This is a genomic window from Marivirga sp., from assembly GCF_035704835.1.
In the GTDB taxonomy this organism is placed as follows: domain Bacteria; phylum Bacteroidota; class Bacteroidia; order Cytophagales; family Cyclobacteriaceae; genus Marivirga.
The window spans coordinates 48,071-65,201 of record NZ_DASSWQ010000005.1; the positions used below are offsets into that span (position 1 = coordinate 48,071).

Here is a 17,131-nt window from a genome sequence, read left to right on the forward strand (position 1 = left end):
TAATGGCATTACAAGAAGAATTTGAACAACAAGGCGTTTGGCTTTTCAAATACAGAGGAACACTTCCTATTTTAATATTATTTATTGGCTTGGCTATCTATTTGTATGCAGCCTTAAACCCATCCGAATTTTTAATTCAAGACCCGATAATCAAGAATTATTACCTCATTTTCTGTATTGCAGTCAGTTTATTTGGGCAGTATATTAGAGCTTATACGGTGGGTCATACTCCTAAAAATACCTCAGGAAGAAATACAGGGAAGCAAGTAGCAGATACCCTAAATACAACAGGTATTTATTCCACTGTAAGGCATCCACTTTATGTTGGGAATTTTTTTATGTGGTTGGGTCCAGCTTTACTTACTGAAAATATTTGGTTTAATGTGGCTTTTGTATTATTCTATTGGGTATATTATGAAAGAATAATGTTTGCCGAAGAGCAATTTTTAAGAAGAAAATTTAAGGAAGTATATACCGATTGGGCTGAGAAAACTCCTGCATTTATTCCTACTTTTAAGAACTTCAAAAAGCCAAATCTACCTTTTAGTTGGAAGAAAGTATTGAAAAAAGAGAAAAATGGATTTGCTGCAATTTTTATTATCTTTTGCGTTTTTGATGTATTGGCGGAGCTACTCAAAGGTACCCAAAATTTTAATATATCTTTGATCATTGCTGCAGTCGTTTCCATTGTTATCTATTTAATTTTAAAAGCATTGAAACGTTCTGCTTTATTAAGGCAAGAAGATGGAATGTAACTGAATAAGGATCCATTAAAAGGTATTGATGGATTCTTATTCAATCCTATACCTAGTTTATTAAAGAAGATAAAATATCCCGCTTACTTAATTTCTAGAGAAAAAATTATCCTTGGATGGGACTATTATTTTCAGTGCTGTCTTGAGCGTTTCTAGTTTTATTCTTAAAAAGATTTTTGAAAAAACCGTCTTTTGTATTCGATGTAGAATCCTCAGGTTGATTTACTTTTTCTCTTTTGGCTTTTGCTGCAGCAGAATCTCTGTCAGCAGCTTGTTGTAACAAAACATCATTACCTACAAGCTCCATGTATTTTACAAAATCAACATTATAATTAAACCTTTTGGTATTGTCCCATGCATCTGCACCATCTGCTAATTGAGCACTATCAAACTCTTGCGTGACACTATCTGCTGTTCCAGCCTCTGCCATTTCAGATAGATCCCTTTTTCGGATATTCAATAAAGAATCAACTTCATCACTATATACTTCCTTCTGCTTTACTCTCAATAGCTCCTGTTGTTTCCAGTAGCCATATTTTTTTTCTGATATGCCGTAAATATTTGTTTCGTAATTGCTGGTGGAAGCATTAGCATTTATAACTATTGAATCGCCTTTAAATAGGGAAAATCTTTCTCTTTGTTCTTCTTTATCTAAAATATAAGAACTCTGAAATGCAGCGCAGACCATTTTATCTTTACAGGCTGTAAAGGTAAAAATCACCATAAAACATATCAGCGCATACTTTCTCAAATTCTTATTATTTTAACATTAAATATACTGATGACTCAATATACTCAGCCCATTCTTCATACATTTTAGCTGATGGGTGTAACTCATCTTTCGCAACATAGGTTTTATCCCAAACCGCTTTTAATGAAATAGGTGTAATATCAAAAAACATAACGCCATAATCATTGGAGATGTTTTGCGCTATTTGATTATATAATTTTAATTCTTTACCGATCAATTCTGCATTTTTGTTATTCTTCTTTACAAATGGAGTAACTCCGTAGTCTGGAATACTAACTACAAAAACATTTTCAGCTTTTTTCCCAGCTAATTGTATAGCTTTTTTTAATAAAAACTCGAATTCCTCTTCATATTGCTTGATTCCATAGCCTCTGTATTGATTATTAACACCAATCAACAGACTCACTACATCATAGGTATTATTAGCTAACTCTTTATCCTTTTCAATAGCTGAAATCAACTCATCTGTTGTCCAGCCTGTAGTTGCCACTATTTTTTCTAACTTCAAGTCTATACCTTTTTGATTCAATTTTGTGACCAAAAGTTGAGACCAAGTACTATCAGAATCTACAGCTTCTCCAATAGTGTAAGAGTCACCTAATGCTAAGTAAGAAATCTGTTCTTGAGCCATAAGATTAACAGTAGCGAATAAAAAAATGATTAAAAATTTGATGTTTTTCATTTCAAAATTATAAATAAAGTGCAATTTAAAATAAATTAATTAAAATTAAAAGATTCTTCAGAGATTCGTGAGATGAAAATAAATAGTTGATAATTAAAAAAAGAAAAACTACTAAATTAGATTTATACAAAAAGAGTAAAAAATTAAAATTTTACAATTTTTAAAAAAATTGCAAATTATTCATATACATTTATCTACACTTAATCGAAAAACCTTATTTAATACCATTTTTTTTTATTTTTTTTAATTAGTGATGTTTCACTAAATCAAACCTTAAAATTAAAGTCAATATATTGAAACCATTTTTTACACTAATTTTAATTGCTTTTGTTCCTTTTTTTATTTTTTCACAAGAGGAAATTAGTACGGAAGGTTTACCTGGAAACGTAAACAGCAGTACCCAAGACGTAAGACCCATCATTTCCGATGACGGTAAAAAATTATATCTAAATAGAAGATTTCATCCTGAAAATATTAGAGGAGAAAAAGATTTCCAAGATGTTTGGGTTAGTGAATTTGATTCAAGAGGAATTTGGACTAAGCCAAAGAATTTAGGAGAGAACTACAATAATAAACAAGCAAACGATTTGGTGAGAGCCAGCAAAAATGATGATTCACTTATTTTTGTAAACGCTCGTTACCGAGGTGTAAGTTCTGAGTTAGCGTTATTTACTAAAGGCAGCACCGACCCTAAAGAATTACCAATAGATGGCTATTACAACAATAATCCTTATGTAGATTTTGATTACAATTTCAAACATAAAGTCATTTTGATGGCCGTTGAAAGAAAAGATTCCGAAGGTGACCAGGATTTGTACTACAGTGTTTATCAGGAAGATTCGAAAAGATTTAGCACTCCAATGAGTATGGGTGAAGCGCTTAATTCTGAAAAAGCAGATTTCGCTCCCTTTTTAACCAATGATGGTAATACAATTTTCTTTGCTAGCTATGGTCATAATGGACAAGGTGCTGCTGATATATTTATGGCCTATCGAACCGGTGATAGCTGGAACGAATGGACAGAACCAGAAAATTTAGGAGCCGTGATCAATACAAAATTTGAAGAAACTTTTGTCTCAATTGATCCGAGTTTGAATTACCTCTATTATGATTCTTACCCAGCCAATTCAGAAAATAGAAATATTTGGAGGGCTACACTTTCTGATGAAATAAAAGAAAAAATAATTGCTGCTCGCAACAAAAGCAAGCAAACCAAAATGCCTACACCCGATATTGAGAAGAAAGAAGAAATTATTTTAGAGCCTATTGTTGAAAAGACAGTAGTTGCACAAAATGCTGAGGTGAATCCAAAACAAGAGCAAATCGGAGAAGTTCCCTCAGTGGTATTAGCAGAAACAAAAGAAGTTAAGAATGAAAATGGCACACAACCAAATGGAGTCACTATCATTCAGGAAATGGATTACCAGGCTGAATTAGAAGCCACTAAGAACCAAGGTTTTTTCTCTAGAATAGGGCAAAGACTAGGCATTGCTGGTAAGGAGGAGGATATCAAATTGATTGATGTTGGCTCCAAAGGAATGAAAATCAATAGAAACATCTATTTTGAATTTGACTCAGAAAAGTTGCCAATCAGATTTAATAATCTTTTAGATCAAATAGCTGCAGAAATGAAGAAACAGCAAAATATGAAGCTTCTTTTAGAAGGCCACACAGACGGTATTGGAGGCGAAGATATCAATATTGATCTTTCATGTAATAGAGCAAATAATGTGAAAGATGCATTAGTAGCAAGAGGTTTAAACCCTATGAGAATTGAAATTAGTTGTGAAGGGAAAGAAAGGCCAATTGCTAGTAACGATGATGAATTTGAAGGGAGAGAACTTAACAGAAGGGTAGAATTTTACATATTCTGATGCACCTCAGTTCGTAGTTTCTTAGGTAATTTGGAAACAACCAAATCGTAGCTGTGATTTATCCAGTGAAAAATCTCTCTATCACTTATACTGCCATTAAATGCAATGGTGTTCCAGTGGTTTTTATTCATATGATAGCCTGGTTTTACAGCATCATACTGCTCACGTAATTTGATAGCTTCTTCGGGGTTGCACTTTAAATTTACACTTTCAAATAAATTTATATCTACAAGTGCAAAAATTTTACCCATTACTTTAAAAACCAATGTATTTTCATCGAAAGGTAATTCTTCTGTTACTCCATATTTCTGAATACAAAAGTTTCTGAAGTCCTCAATGTTCACAGATTGTAAAATTTAAAATTATTGAATTTACATTTTAATTCTATAAATAGTAAAGAATTTAAAATCCAGAATAAATTAATTAAGAACGCATAATAGCTCTAGTAACCATAACGATTACAGCAATTAAAAAGATGACAATGGATATTTTATTAATACCGTGCATCATTTTTAGATTAAAATTGCTTGGCGCATTTGGATCTTTTTTTCCAAATAATCTTTTGAAATAAGAAGCCACATCCCCTAACTGGAAATAGGATGTCCAGTCATTTGAAGTCTTATTTTCCTGATTTGAATTTGATTCTTTAGTCATAGGTATTCATTTTTCAGGTAACAACATTAAGCCTCTTGTGGTTCTAACCAATTTCCATCTTGTCTGATTATTTCTATCAATTCATCTACTGCTTTTTCAGAAGGCACTCCCCTTTTCATCACTTCCTGTCCTTTATAAAGCGTGATTTTTCCTTTTCCAGAACCCACATAACCATAATCGGCATCGGCCATTTCACCCGGACCGTTTACAATACAGCCCATAATTCCTATTTTCACTCCTTTCAAATGATTAGTTCTGTTTCTAATCATTGCAGTAGTTTCTTGCAAATCAAAGAGGGTTCTACCGCAAGATGGGCAAGAAATATATTCCGTTTTGGAAATTCTGGTTCTGCTAGCTTGCAAAATATTGAAAGCCGTTTCGTTTATGGCTTTATCACCACCGCAATTCTCGGCTGCAATAAACACTCCATCACCAAAGCCATCAATTAATAAACCACCCATATCAGTAGCCGCATATAATTGTAATTTCTCGAGTGACAAATCTTGATAAGCTCTACCAATCACTACAGGCACATCGCATGTTTTCTGCATCAACTCCATGAAAAGCCTACGCTGCTCGGCTAAACCATGATTATTGTAGGTGTCAATTAATAAAACTGCCGTTTTATCATTCTTCAACTTCGATATCAGTTCCTCTGATAAATCGGATAAAATAGCATAGATAAAATTCAACTTAGGATGCAATTCAGCTCCAGCTAAATATTCTTTAGGATTGATAAAAGGAAATCTTCTTTCTTTATGTTTTTCATCCAGCCAGGTTTTATGAGAATGTACTATTCCTAAAGTACCTGGAATTTCAAAATCTACTGTTTTATCATTTGTGAAAATATAATCACATGCAAAATCAGATATTGACCATTTGTCTAAAGGAACTGAGTAATTATATCCCACGGCAAAGAACGAAGCAGGCGTAATCTCTTTCTTCAATGAAAAATCTGCCATGACAATAGGGACATCCTTCCCGCCAATATTAGCTGTTTGTCTGCTATTTCTTCTTTCGTACTCGTAAGGATTAAAAAAGGTATTTTCAATCGAAGGAATTTCATCATGCTCTTCTCTGTCTTTGTATCGGTCGGCCAAGACTTTAGCTACAGGGATTTCGGCTTCGGGTTCTTCAGTCAAAGAAACTCGAATCGTATCGCCTAACCCATCTTCCAATAAAGTGCCAATACCCACTGAGCTTTTGATTCTACCGTCTTCCGCTTCTCCAGCTTCCGTTACACCTAAATGCAAAGGATATGGCTTTAAACCTTCTTCATCGAGCTTTTGGACCAGTAAACGATAAGCCTGTACCATCACTTGCGGATTACTTGATTTCATGGACACTACGATATCGTAGAATTCCATTTCCTCGCAAATTCTGATAAATTCCAAGGCAGACTCCACCATACCGAAAGGTGTATCTCCATAACGGCTCATGATACGGTCAGAAAGAGAGCCGTGATTGGTTCCAATTCTCATGGCAGTGCCGTGTTCTTTACAGATTTTCACTAAAGGCTTAAATCGCTTTTTAATCCGATCTAATTCTGCTTTATAGCTATCATCAGTATATTCAATATTCTCAAATTTCTTTTTATCGGCATAATTACCAGGATTCACCCGAACTTTTTCTACGATTTTTGCAGCTAATTCTGCTGCATTAGGCGTAAAATGAATATCAGCTACTAAGGGTGTATTGTATCCTCTTTTTACCAAGCCTTCTTTAATGGCTCGTAGGTTTTCTGCTTCTTTGATGGATGGAGCGGTAATTCTCACCAATTGACAACCTGCTTCTATCATTCTGATAGATTGCTCTATGGAACCTTCCGTATCCATGGTGTCAATAGTGGTCATAGATTGCAATACGATTGAATTATCGCCTCCTATCGTCACATCACCGACTTTTACAGGAATAGTCTTTCTGCGTTTGTAAGCAACCAAACTATTGCAATACTGTTGAAAATTTTTAGCTGAGATTTCCATATTTTACTTCCTTCCACGGATTTAACTACAAAGTAAACAAATTGTTAGTATAACAACTATTCTTAATTGCTTAAATTGTTAGGAAGAAGAATGATATAAGTGATTCATATACTATAGATTTGAACCAGTAATTAAAAACTGAGGATTGAAACTCTAAAAATTTCTTACTAAAAGGACAGATGCAAACACTTATCACCAACAGAAAAAAAACTTAAAGAACTGAACTATATTATTATTTAACCTTTCATTTTCATAGGATTATCTCGGCTATCAAAGAAGTCTACCACATAAATAATATTACCTTCTACTCGATAAACGATTTTAAAATTACCTTCAATTAATCTTCTGTGACCTTTTTTCAGCTTGCTAAGATAAGGTTCGTATTGACCTTTATAAGGACTTACTGATAGGCTCTTAGCTTTTTCTATTAGCTTATTCTTGATTTTAACAACTTGATCTTTGGGTATTTGTAACTCTTCAAGTTGAAATCGCAGGGACTGCTCCAAGCGAGTTATGGATTGAACAGTAAGTATTACCTTCATAAACCTAATCGCTTATTGAGTTCAGAGTCTGCTTCGTCTATCGTGTAGACTTTTCCTTCTTTGATATCTTGCTCGGATTCAAGCGCTCTGGATATCATTTCTTTTTCAATGGAAGGGTCAAAGTCTCTTTGTTTAAACAAAGCTTTTACTGTCTCTAATAAGCTCAGGTTTGTCTCCTGGTCAATCAGGCTTTTTAGTTCCGTTTTGATGTCTATTGTTTTCATTGCTATCATAAAAGTAACGATTTATTTTTATAATTAATTCATCATAAAAGGGGGAATTGAATATCTCTTCATATCGCATGTTGCGAACTAAAAAGCGTAATTAGCATAAGATTTCAATTTTTAATCTCTCTGTTTAAGCCAAAATATTCCTTTGCTGAATTGCATTTATAATCTTATGGGTCATCAACTATTTTTGATGCAACGGGGTAATCATTCAAGTAAATCTAACTGGAAGACTTTAAAGTCATTTATAAATTGGTTCAAGTTGGAGCTTTCTAAGTATTGTTCATTAAAATAATAATCTGGTCCATATAGATTTCTGTTCAGTACATCTATAAAGTCTAAAGAATTTGTGTCATTAGCATTTGGTCTTTTATATAAACTACCAATTACATTTTTTCTATAATATTTGAATAATGAAATTTTGTCTGCAAATGGACTACAACCATTTAATATCTGTCCAGTTGACGTAGAAATACCACCTGATTTTTCAATTATGATAAAACTAAAATGGTTTAATGAGTCTACTATTGCTATTCTTAATTTAGTTTGAGTATCGTTCTGTGTATTTGAATTATTCTTGTATTCATTTATTAAATCGTTAACTAATACTAAAAATTCAGAAGATTTAGATTTACAATAACCATCATTTTCATTTGTCCTATTTTCACATGAACTAAGAAAAGTAAATATTAACACATATATAATTGCGGTACTGTTTTTAATTGATATCATAAAAAATATTGTCTTTTTAATTTTCCACTTCTCTCATACTTATTTGGAGAAACATCTCCCCCTAGCTAGTCCTCGTTTGTAGCGAGGATTCTTGAACTTTGAGTTTTCAACTCAGAAAGCTAATTATTACAAAACCATTCCCATCCGAATAATCTCTTGCTGAGCTGTATAAATAATCTTTCGCATTGCCTACTATTAAGGATTCTACAGGGTTCTGATGGACGTAATTAATCCTTCCTTCCATCATTTTTGAACTTAATTCTATTGCATGATTGTCATCTTTCCAAAACTTATACTTCTTTATTCTTTTCAATTTTGATCCTGCAAAAATGAATTGTTGTAACATCCAATCCCTCCTGCTCTCAGGCTCACTCTCCATCATCTTAATAATTCGCTTAGCAGTGAATTTCTTAAAATCTCTTATGATATCTGATAAACGAAACCCTTCCCTGGCTGAAACAATTAAATGAATATGATTACTCATTAAACACCAAGCATGAACGTTTAAACCTTTCTCCTTAATGCAATAATTTAAAGAATTTACTATTTCTATTTTGTAAGTATTTCGTGTGAAAACATCAATCCAATTTATTACAGTAAAAGTCACGAAATAAACAGCATTTTGATCTGATATTTTATATCTATCGCCTGACATAATAAGGTTGAAATTACAATTTGGTTCTAGGCGTTAAAATAGGCACAAATATTCAAATCATAAAATATCTACCATCTACTTTGTAAGTTATCAGAATAAGCATTAGAAATGCTTGGTTTAGGCATCCTCGTTACAAACGAGGACGAGAGAAGAATTTTATGTTTATTTAACCTTTCATTGCCAGCTAGTCCTCGTTTGTAACGAGGATTCTTAAATTTCGAGTTTTTAACTCAGTAAGTGGAGAATATTTCCCTACAGTCCTTCAATTTTCAACCTATCGCCAGACATGTTAAGAATGAAATTCCAATTTATTTCCAGTCCCTAAAATAGGCACAAATATTTAAATCATAAAAATCTAACATCTACTTTGTAAGCTATCAGAATAAGCATTATAAATGCTTGGTTTAGGCATCCTCGTTACAAACGAGGACGAGAGAGGGCCTTGAGTTTTTAACTCATCAAGTGGAGAATATTTCTTCACTTTTAAAATGATTGAAAATCACCTACAAGCCCTCAATTTTCACTTTGTAATACCAAAATCCTGATGATTTTTCCTGGTCTTTCGGACTTGCATGCATCAGCAAATCACCATTAGGTAGAAAAGCTCCTAAACCCAAGAAAGGCGGTTTAAATTCAATAGGTTGGCTTATGTTATTGCCCTTCAACAATACTAAATAACGCTGCAGATCATCATCTGGATCATCTTTACCCTTAAACAGATTTAAAGCGTGCGTATTTTCGTGCGTGTGAAGGGATTTAATCACATCATTTTTGGCCTCATCCTGTAGCCTTTCTCTTCCTGTCAAGTTAAAATCCAAGGGGTTGAAATTTTTAAAAAATCCATCTATGAAGAGTGTGTTCTGATTCAAAATACTTCCGTCTAAATCATATTCCGCAAAAACAGGCTCATGCTCATTTATACTGAATATTTTATCATCAGAGGCAGAAAAAAGGACTGTATTGGTTAACTGGGAATTAGCTTCTTTAAGATACAGACTCTCTTTTGTATATTCGCCAAAAGTGGTTATTGGAGATGTTGCGGACTCTTCAAGATTTAATAATGTCAATGGTGGCTTACTGTTTTCTTCTCCCCGAATTTTCGAGCTAAATAAAATAGAATTGCCATCATTTAAGCTATATATCGCCCAATTAGGCTGTTGCAAGGCTGTTCTGTTATCAGGCAAAGGTATATTCCTGATAAGCTCCCAGTCTGTATTATAAAAGTAAAAGGAATCGAAGCCTAAAACTGCTACGGTAGAGTCATTCAGATAACAAGAACCGAAATTTTGTGGTCCATATCCATTCTTATCCTTATGTTCTAAATCTATTTTTTTCTTCAGCTCAAAACTATCGTTTAATTCATATAGGGTTTTCAGTACAGCATCATAAGCCAGATAGGTTTGGGTCTTTTCATTGTAATCTTGCAAATGAAAAGATACTTTATTGATGGCAACATGAAAAGAATCTACAATTTGAAGGCTAACATTTTTAGTTTTATACTCTGAGTCAGGCGTTTGACAGCTCCAAAAAGATACGATAACAAAAAAAGTAACTAGATTAATAAATTTCATAAACATTTTTTAGATAAAAGAACCCATAACATTCAATTGGCTATGGGTTCTAAATTCGTTCAATACAAAGGATTTCTTATTTATGACACACAGTTCACTGTACCTTCAGTATGAGGACATACGAATACATCCGTCCCCCAATAATCTTTTACCATTTTACCTTGATCATAATCAGGTTTTGGTTTAATCGGTTCTGGATCTTGCGATTGAATTGGTGAAACTGTAAATGCCAGTAATACTGCTGTCACAAGTGCTAATGCTTTGATACTTTTTTTCATTTGATTGTTATTTAGATTTAAAATACATTTAACAATGCATATATATATATACTAACAATTCAAAATTCAAATCTAAGAAATTAGGTTTAAACCCACGCCTATCGCCTGACATGTTAAAATTGAAATTTCAATTTAATTCCAATCCGAAAAATAGTCACAAATATTTAAATCATAAAACATCTAATATCAACCATCTACTTTGTAAGCTATCAGAATAAGCATTACAAATGCTTGGTTTAGGCATCCTCGTTACAAACGAGGACGAGAGAAGAGAACGTGAGAGGGATGAGAGAGAGAATTTAGTGATAAGTAAACAAAAATAAATCTGTGTCAAAATCTCATCAAACCCACCCAATCCTTTCAAAAACTTCATAAACTTTCAATCCCAGATAGGCATCGGTAGCTGCGTAGTCGAGCTGCGCCTGAGTAAGTTCGATTTTTTCCCAGTTGGAGGTTTGTTGGGCTTTGGAAATCCTTTTTTGTAGAAATATGGCCGTTAAGTTTTTGGCTCCACTTTGTAGCATGCCATTATCTCTCGCAATTATGCCAATGTCTTCAAATCCTGCAGGTTTAAATTTTCTCAGCTTCTGCAAATCTTTTAAATCATCATGGATGGCTGCACCTGCCTTAATTATTGATGGATCCTCAAAAATCCTGATTAAATCACCGGGGAAACCGCACATTAAATTACGAATAAGAAAAACTTCCTCTTCTGTGGCTAATTGTATTAAGGAAACCGGATTGTATTGGCCTTTCCTAAAAACGGGTTTAGCTTCTGTATCAAAACCTAACACTTCAGCTCTCCACAGTTTGGGGATTACTTCTTCCCAGTGTTCATCCTTCTCAACCAACGTAATTTCACCCTCAAATTTCCAAAGGGGCAAATCATTGATTTCGTCTTTAGAAATCTCTTTTACAAAACTCATTTATCGGTAAATCTTCTAATTTTAATATTAAGGTAAGCAAACAGAATAGTCATAAATGGACTTATGATATTGAAAAATGCATAAGGCGCATAGGTCCAGGTAGATACTCCCAAAACGGATGATTGAGTGGCACCACAAGTATTCCATGGAATTAGCACACTGGTTACCGTTCCTGAATCTTCTAATGTTCTACTTAAGACTTCAGGTTTTAAGCCTCTATCCTTATAAGTTTCTGCAAACATTCTTCCTGGCACAACTATAGCTAAATACTGGTCGGAAGCCGTAATATTGAAAAACACACAAGTTCCAGCTGTAGAAGCTACTAATGAACCTGTTGAATTCGCCAATTTAATAATAGAAGCTGTAATAACTCTTAACATATTGGTTGATTCCATTACTCCACCAAAAACCATTGCGCAAACAATTAACCAAATGGTATTTAACATCCCACCCATACCACCTGTTGAGAGTAGTTCATTAACCATTTCATTATTTGTAGTGATACTTATTTTTCCATACATGGAAAGCATCACAGTTTTATAGGATTGCTCAAAAAAATTCGCGCCTCCTCCAGATATAATTTCTATTATTTTTGGCTGAAAAATAATAGCAAAAACTCCTCCCAATAAAGAACCTATCAATAAAGCTGGAATTGCCGATATCTTTTTAACAATCATGAAAATCACAATTGCAGGTACTAAAAACAACCACAAATTTATATTAAATTTATCTTGAATTGCTGCCTGAACTAACCCGACTTGCTCAATATCTGCTTCTGAATTATTCATAAAACCCATCACCAAATAAATAATTAAGGTAATCGCAAGCGTAGGAAAAGTAGTATAAGTCATATAGCGAATATGAGTAAACAAATCAGTACCTGCCATGGCGGGCGCAAGATTGGTTGTATCACTCAATGGAGATATTTTATCTCCAAAATAGGCTCCAGAAATAATCGCTCCAGCTACTACTCCCTCGCTCATTCCTAAGGTTTGACCAATTCCTAAAAGTGCTAGACCTAGCGTTGCAATAGTACTCCATGAACTACCAGTCGCTACTGAAACTATAGCACTCACCACACAAGCTGCAAAAAGGAAAATAGTGGGGTTTAGGATATTTAAACCATAATAAATCATGGCAGGAACAATACCACTTAGTAACCAGGTACCAGCTAAAGAACCAATCAGGAGCAGTATCAAAATTGAGGACATAGCAGAGCTAATGCTTGAAACAATCCCATCCAGCATGGTATCCCATTTAAATCCGACTTTTAATGCCACTATTGCGGCAACTCCAGCTGCTAGTATCAATGCAATTTGATTGGAACCATCTAATGTGCCATCACCAAAAAAATAAACATTTAAGCTTAAAAGAAAAATTAAAAATACAATTGGAATAAGTGCTTGTAATAAGCTTGGCTTGAGCTGCTTGTCTGTCATGTAGGTTAAATCAAAATATTAATTTAAAATGAATTCGAAATATAATAAAAATAAGGAGCTCTTTGAATTTTATGTCCTAAATTTAATCTTAGATAACTTCTAAATTGTTCTGAATAGGATTCTAAGCTCACAGAATTTTTTATTTTCATTGTTTCGAGAAATACTTTGAAACAAAAAAGCCAAACTTTGCAGTCTGGCTTTCCTTATAATTTATAATTTTATTTTATTATTGATAGATCAAATCGAATCTATCAAGCTTCATTACTTTGTCCCAAGCTGCTACGAAATCGTTTACAAACATTTCTTTAGAATCTGCCTGCGCATAAACTTCAGCTAAAGCTCTCAATTCAGAATGAGAACCAAAAATTAAATCAGCTCTGGTGGCAGCATATTTTTCTTCGCCTGAACTTCTGTCTTTCCCAACAAATTGTTCTTTAGTATCATCAGTTGGCTCCCAAACTGTGCTCATATCCAAAAGATTAACAAAAAACTCATTAGTCAATTGGTCTTTTTTATCTGAAAATATCCCATACTTAGAACCATCATAATTGGCACCCAAGGCTCTCATTCCACCAATTAAAACGGTCATTTCTGGTGGAGTTAAAGTCAATAACTGTGCTTTATCTACCAATAACTCTTCCGTAGAAACGGAATATCTAGTTTTTAAATAATTTCTAAAACCATCGGCCATTGGCTCTAATAAATTCATAGATTCAATATCTACTTGTTCTTGTTTTGCATCCATTCTACCAGGTGTGAATGGAACATTAACTGCATAACCAGCATTAGAGGCCGCTTTCTCAACACCTGCAGCTCCAGCTAATACAATCAAATCAGCCATTGATACTTTTTTGGTACCAGACGTTTTGTGAAACTCGGCTTGAATACCTTCCAATGTGCTTAATACTTTTTGTAGTTGTTCAGGATTATTTACTTCCCAATCTTTCATTGGCGCTAATCTAATATGAGCTCCATTTGCTCCTCCTCTCCTATCAGAATCTCTGTAAGTAGAAGCTGAAGCCCATGCAGTAGAAACTACTTCACTGATACTTAGACCTGAATTCAGGATCTGAGTTTTTAGTTTTGCGATATCATTTGCATTGATTAAAGGGTGATTAACTGCAGGAATTGGATCTTGCCATATAAAATCCTCTTTTGGATATTCTGGCCCTAAATAAGTTGTTTTAGGCCCCATATCTCTATGCGTTAATTTAAACCATGCTTTTGCAAATGCTTCATTGAACAACTCAGGGTTTTCTAAGAACTTACGAGAAATCTTAGCGAAACCTGAATCAAATCTTAAAGATAAATCCGTTGTAAACATAGTTGGTGCAAGTTTCTTGGTAGAATCAAAAGCATCTGGAACCATCACTTTTGGATCTTTCGCTACCCACTGATGAGCACCTGCAGGACTTTTCGTTAATTCCCATTCATGCTCAAATAAGCTTGTAAAATAACCATGACTCCATTTTGCTGGAGTTGTAGTCCAAGTTACTTCCAGACCTGAAGTAATCGCGTCTGTTCCTTTTCCTGATTTGTAAGAACTTTTCCAACCAAAGCCTTGATCTTCCATATCAGCAGCAGCTGGTGCATTACCAACATTTGAGGCGTCACCAGCTCCGTGTGCTTTACCTAATGTATGACCACCAGCAATTAAAGCAACTGTTTCCTCGTCATTCATCCCCATTCTACCAAATGTTTGTCTGATATCATAAGCTGCTAAAACTGGATCTGGATTACCATTAGGCCCTTCAGGATTCACATAAATCAACCCCATTTGAACTGCTGCCAATGGATCTTCCAATTCTCTATCACCAGAATAACGTTTCTCATCACTTAACCATTCTTGTTCTGAACCCCAATAAACATCCAATTCTGGCTCGTATACATCCTCTCTACCACCAGCAAAACCAATTGTTTGAAAGCCCATATCCTCCAAAGCAACATTTCCTGTTAAAATCATTAAATCAGCCCATGATATTTTGTTACCATATTTCTGCTTTATAGGCCATAATAATCTTCTAGCCTTATCTAAGTTAGCGTTATCTGGCCAACTATTTAATGGTGCAAATCTTTGTTGCCCCGATCGAGAACCACCTCTACCATCTCCTGTTCTGTAGGTACCAGCACTGTGCCATGCCATTCGAATCATAAAAGGGCCATAATGTCCATAATCAGCAGGCCACCAATCTTTAGAATCCTTCAACATGATAGCGATGTCTTTTTTCAAAGCAGCATAATCAAGACTTCTAAATGCTTCTTTATAATCAAAATCCTCATTCAATGGATTTGATAAATTAGAATTCTGTCGTAAAATACTTAAATCTAATCTGTTAGGCCACCACTCATTAAGTTGGCTAGCCTTCATAGCTGACCTGCTTTTTTGAGTTGCTCCGGAATATCCATCAGCTTCTGCGGTCTTTTCACTATCATTTTGACATGCCATAAGCATGAATCCAATAATGAATGCCATTAATATTGTAGTTAATTTCTTCATGTATATATCGTTTAAAAAATTGAAGAGCAAAAATAGAGGAATTATTAGATGTATTGACAATCGATTTTAACGATTTTATAGATTGTTACATAGATAAAATCAATAACTAAAAAACTACAGCAATTTTACTTTTATAATTTCTGTATTTGGACTAGTTCGTAAGAACCTAGAAATTACTTCATCTCCAGTTTATCTATTTTAATTCCAACTTTTCTGTTAGCAGATTAATCTCATCCTCAGGCTTATACGGGTTTTTCATTCGATGTCTTTCGCCAAATTTCATTTTATACATTCTACCCAAGTACATTGACAGCGCATCAATATCTATCGCTTCTTTCAAATAGGCCTTATATATTATTTTGAAATTTCTTTCTCTGGTTTTAAAGTCTGCGGCATGATGAATCACTACCCAAGGAGCAGTGGTGGCTATTTCTCCCATCTCCTTCTCAGGGTATCCATGAAAGTTCAAATAATACTCCACTTTAGCTAAATTAATAGCATCAGTTGTTTTTTGAGCCGTTTGAAAATCTTTATATTCTTTTGAATCTCCATCATACTGATGAATCAAATCTGATGACTTTTGAGGATTTCGTACATCTTGATCAATTTCAAAAATTGATTCTAAGTAAATTCGCTTAGACTTAAAGCTTTGCAGATTATCAATTTCATTTTAATATTCATATTGAGAATAGTCTATCGGAGGCTTTTTATTGCACCCAAATAAGAAAAAAATTACGATAATAACAGCAATAAATTTCATTCTTTTGAGCCTTGTTAAGGCTAACTTTTTCTATTTCAAAAAAACAACTGGGAAATACATTTCAGAATTTACAAGTACTTTTACAATATCCCCATTAAAGCTATTAATAGCCCAAAACCATAAATCACTAAAACGACTACTGTAAAAATTCCTATGAATTTATAGAAGGATTTCTGATTACTAAAAGCCATCTCTAATTCTTCATTGTTCTTATAGCGGATTGCTTCTTTTATACTTTTTGAAAACTTGAAGAGGTACCAAATTGGAAAGAAATATACTGCTGCCATTAAAAAATATAATCCACTGATGAGAAAGCTCATTCCTTTTCCCAAATTATTTTCTGTACCAAAAGGAATTGAAGAAATCATAGTTCCCGCAAAAAGTGCTACAATGACAATGATCCCGACAAAAACAAATCCTACAATCGATAAAAATTTAGTCCATGTTTCCGTTTCGTTTAAATATTTTCTGGATTGTTCTGAGATAACTAATTCGTTATTATTAGTTTGAGAATCGCCTGATGGTGTGTTTTGGTTGTCCATAAAAAATTAAGTTTTTGTTTATTGAATCAAATTTAAAAAAGATTTACTTATCAATTAAAGCAAGCAACTTATTGAATTGAAGCCAAAATTACAACTGTTTAGCTAAATATTATTGTGTATAAAACAATCGAGGTACTGTCTTTAAAAGCAAGTAAATAAATATAATTTTTCTAACTTTGTTCTAGCGAAAAGAGGACTTCAGGCGATTCTTTGCATGGAAGTTCATCTTGTGTAGCCTCAGTATCCGCTGGGGCTACTTGTTTT

18 protein-coding genes are annotated in these 17,131 nt (G+C 33.8%); 2 read left to right on the plus strand and 16 right to left on the minus strand.

Translation table 11 applies throughout. From position 1 onward, the window contains the following. The first annotated feature begins 2 nt into the window (after positions 1 to 2). Complete coding sequence (locus tag VFM92_RS00385; RefSeq protein WP_325120205.1) at positions 3 to 755, plus strand: isoprenylcysteine carboxylmethyltransferase family protein; 753 nt, start codon at positions 3 to 5, stop codon at positions 753 to 755. Positions 756 to 861: 106 nt separating this feature from the next. On the opposite strand, the gene VFM92_RS00390 is transcribed toward VFM92_RS00385, so the two are convergent. Beyond that, entirely contained in the window at positions 862 to 1,479 is a 618-nt protein-coding gene (locus VFM92_RS00390) for a hypothetical protein (RefSeq protein WP_325120206.1), read from the minus strand. A gap of 34 nt (positions 1,480 to 1,513) precedes the next feature. Further along, positions 1,514 to 2,188 carry an SGNH/GDSL hydrolase family protein gene (locus VFM92_RS00395; protein WP_325120207.1) on the minus strand — a complete coding sequence of 225 codons (675 nt, stop codon included), beginning with the start codon at positions 2,186 to 2,188 and terminating at the stop codon, positions 1,514 to 1,516. A gap of 293 nt (positions 2,189 to 2,481) precedes the next feature. On the opposite strand from VFM92_RS00395, the gene VFM92_RS00400 reads away from it, so the two are divergent. Next, positions 2,482 to 4,062 carry an OmpA family protein gene (locus VFM92_RS00400; RefSeq protein ID WP_325120208.1) on the plus strand — a complete coding sequence of 527 codons (1,581 nt, stop codon included), beginning with the start codon at positions 2,482 to 2,484 and terminating at the stop codon, positions 4,060 to 4,062. Here the strand turns inward: VFM92_RS00400 and VFM92_RS00405 are convergent. From VFM92_RS00405 to VFM92_RS00470, 14 genes are all read right to left on the minus strand, one after another. Then, the gene (locus tag VFM92_RS00405) at positions 4,050 to 4,406 is read right to left on the minus strand and encodes an MmcQ/YjbR family DNA-binding protein (RefSeq protein ID WP_325120209.1); all 357 of its coding nucleotides are present in this window, start codon (positions 4,404 to 4,406) and stop codon (positions 4,050 to 4,052) included. The two genes, VFM92_RS00400 and VFM92_RS00405, sit on opposite strands and share 13 nt — an antisense overlap. A gap of 79 nt (positions 4,407 to 4,485) precedes the next feature. Next, the gene (locus VFM92_RS00410; protein ID WP_325120210.1) at positions 4,486 to 4,716 is read right to left on the minus strand and encodes a DUF6728 family protein; all 231 of its coding nucleotides are present in this window, start codon (positions 4,714 to 4,716) and stop codon (positions 4,486 to 4,488) included. Positions 4,717 to 4,742: 26 nt separating this feature from the next. Further along, complete coding sequence (gene ispG / locus VFM92_RS00415; protein WP_325120211.1) at positions 4,743 to 6,698, minus strand: (E)-4-hydroxy-3-methylbut-2-enyl-diphosphate synthase; 1,956 nt, start codon at positions 6,696 to 6,698, stop codon at positions 4,743 to 4,745. Positions 6,699 to 6,934: 236 nt separating this feature from the next. Continuing rightward, on the minus strand, positions 6,935 to 7,240 hold the full coding sequence (locus VFM92_RS00420; RefSeq protein WP_325120212.1) for a type II toxin-antitoxin system RelE/ParE family toxin: 306 nt from the start codon (positions 7,238 to 7,240) through the stop codon (positions 6,935 to 6,937). Then, on the minus strand, positions 7,237 to 7,473 hold the full coding sequence (locus VFM92_RS00425) for a hypothetical protein (protein ID WP_325120213.1): 237 nt from the start codon (positions 7,471 to 7,473) through the stop codon (positions 7,237 to 7,239). Before VFM92_RS00425 ends, VFM92_RS00420 begins: the two co-directional genes overlap by 4 nt. Positions 7,474 to 7,674: 201 nt before the next feature. Then, on the minus strand, positions 7,675 to 8,163 hold the full coding sequence (locus tag VFM92_RS00430) for a hypothetical protein (RefSeq protein ID WP_325120214.1): 489 nt from the start codon (positions 8,161 to 8,163) through the stop codon (positions 7,675 to 7,677). 142 nt (positions 8,164 to 8,305) lie between these two features. After that, on the minus strand, positions 8,306 to 8,854 hold the full coding sequence (locus VFM92_RS00435) for an REP-associated tyrosine transposase (RefSeq protein ID WP_325120215.1): 549 nt from the start codon (positions 8,852 to 8,854) through the stop codon (positions 8,306 to 8,308). A gap of 503 nt (positions 8,855 to 9,357) precedes the next feature. Continuing rightward, on the minus strand, positions 9,358 to 10,425 hold the full coding sequence (locus VFM92_RS00440; RefSeq protein ID WP_325120216.1) for a hypothetical protein: 1,068 nt from the start codon (positions 10,423 to 10,425) through the stop codon (positions 9,358 to 9,360). A gap of 80 nt (positions 10,426 to 10,505) precedes the next feature. Further along, positions 10,506 to 10,703, minus strand: a complete 198-nt coding sequence (locus tag VFM92_RS00445) for a hypothetical protein (protein WP_325120217.1) — start codon at positions 10,701 to 10,703, stop codon at positions 10,506 to 10,508. A gap of 341 nt (positions 10,704 to 11,044) precedes the next feature. Continuing rightward, on the minus strand, positions 11,045 to 11,629 hold the full coding sequence (locus tag VFM92_RS00450) for a 3'-5' exonuclease (protein ID WP_325120218.1): 585 nt from the start codon (positions 11,627 to 11,629) through the stop codon (positions 11,045 to 11,047). Next, positions 11,626 to 13,068: a Na+/H+ antiporter NhaC gene (nhaC, locus tag VFM92_RS00455; protein ID WP_325120219.1), complete on the minus strand. Its 1,443-nt coding sequence runs from the start codon at positions 13,066 to 13,068 to the stop codon at positions 11,626 to 11,628. The genes VFM92_RS00450 and nhaC overlap by 4 nt, the downstream gene beginning before the upstream one ends. 226 nt (positions 13,069 to 13,294) lie before the next feature. After that, positions 13,295 to 15,565: a catalase/peroxidase HPI gene (gene katG, locus VFM92_RS00460; RefSeq protein WP_414675552.1), complete on the minus strand. Its 2,271-nt coding sequence runs from the start codon at positions 15,563 to 15,565 to the stop codon at positions 13,295 to 13,297. 193 nt (positions 15,566 to 15,758) lie between these two features. After that, positions 15,759 to 16,133, minus strand: a complete 375-nt coding sequence (locus VFM92_RS00465) for a hypothetical protein (protein WP_325120220.1) — start codon at positions 16,131 to 16,133, stop codon at positions 15,759 to 15,761. A gap of 272 nt (positions 16,134 to 16,405) precedes the next feature. Further along, positions 16,406 to 16,867 (minus strand): DUF5362 family protein, encoded by a 462-nt coding sequence (locus VFM92_RS00470; protein ID WP_325120221.1) that lies wholly within the window; start codon positions 16,865 to 16,867, stop codon positions 16,406 to 16,408. Positions 16,868 to 17,131: the final 264 nt, after the last annotated feature.

Bases quoted from the DNA above. Each gene is read 5' to 3' on its own strand.
- VFM92_RS00435 (WP_325120215.1), bottom strand. From the start codon at position 8,854: ATGTCAGGCGATAGATATAAAATATCAGATCAAAATGCTGTTTATTTC.
- VFM92_RS00385 (WP_325120205.1), top strand. From the start codon at position 3: ATGGCATTACAAGAAGAATTTGAACAACAAGGCGTTTGGCTTTTCAAA.
- VFM92_RS00470 (WP_325120221.1), bottom strand. From the start codon at position 16,867: ATGGACAACCAAAACACACCATCAGGCGATTCTCAAACTAATAATAAC.
- ispG (WP_325120211.1), bottom strand. From the start codon at position 6,698: ATGGAAATCTCAGCTAAAAATTTTCAACAGTATTGCAATAGTTTGGTT.
- nhaC (WP_325120219.1), bottom strand. From the start codon at position 13,068: ATGACAGACAAGCAGCTCAAGCCAAGCTTATTACAAGCACTTATTCCA.
- VFM92_RS00425 (WP_325120213.1), bottom strand. From the start codon at position 7,473: ATGATAGCAATGAAAACAATAGACATCAAAACGGAACTAAAAAGCCTG.
- VFM92_RS00395 (WP_325120207.1), bottom strand. From the start codon at position 2,188: ATGAAAAACATCAAATTTTTAATCATTTTTTTATTCGCTACTGTTAAT.
- VFM92_RS00410 (WP_325120210.1), bottom strand. From the start codon at position 4,716: ATGACTAAAGAATCAAATTCAAATCAGGAAAATAAGACTTCAAATGAC.
- VFM92_RS00390 (WP_325120206.1), bottom strand. From the start codon at position 1,479: ATGGTGATTTTTACCTTTACAGCCTGTAAAGATAAAATGGTCTGCGCT.
- katG (WP_414675552.1), bottom strand. From the start codon at position 15,565: ATGAAGAAATTAACTACAATATTAATGGCATTCATTATTGGATTCATG.
- VFM92_RS00450 (WP_325120218.1), bottom strand. From the start codon at position 11,629: ATGAGTTTTGTAAAAGAGATTTCTAAAGACGAAATCAATGATTTGCCC.
- VFM92_RS00420 (WP_325120212.1), bottom strand. From the start codon at position 7,240: ATGAAGGTAATACTTACTGTTCAATCCATAACTCGCTTGGAGCAGTCC.
- VFM92_RS00445 (WP_325120217.1), bottom strand. From the start codon at position 10,703: ATGAAAAAAAGTATCAAAGCATTAGCACTTGTGACAGCAGTATTACTG.
- VFM92_RS00440 (WP_325120216.1), bottom strand. From the start codon at position 10,425: ATGAAATTTATTAATCTAGTTACTTTTTTTGTTATCGTATCTTTTTGG.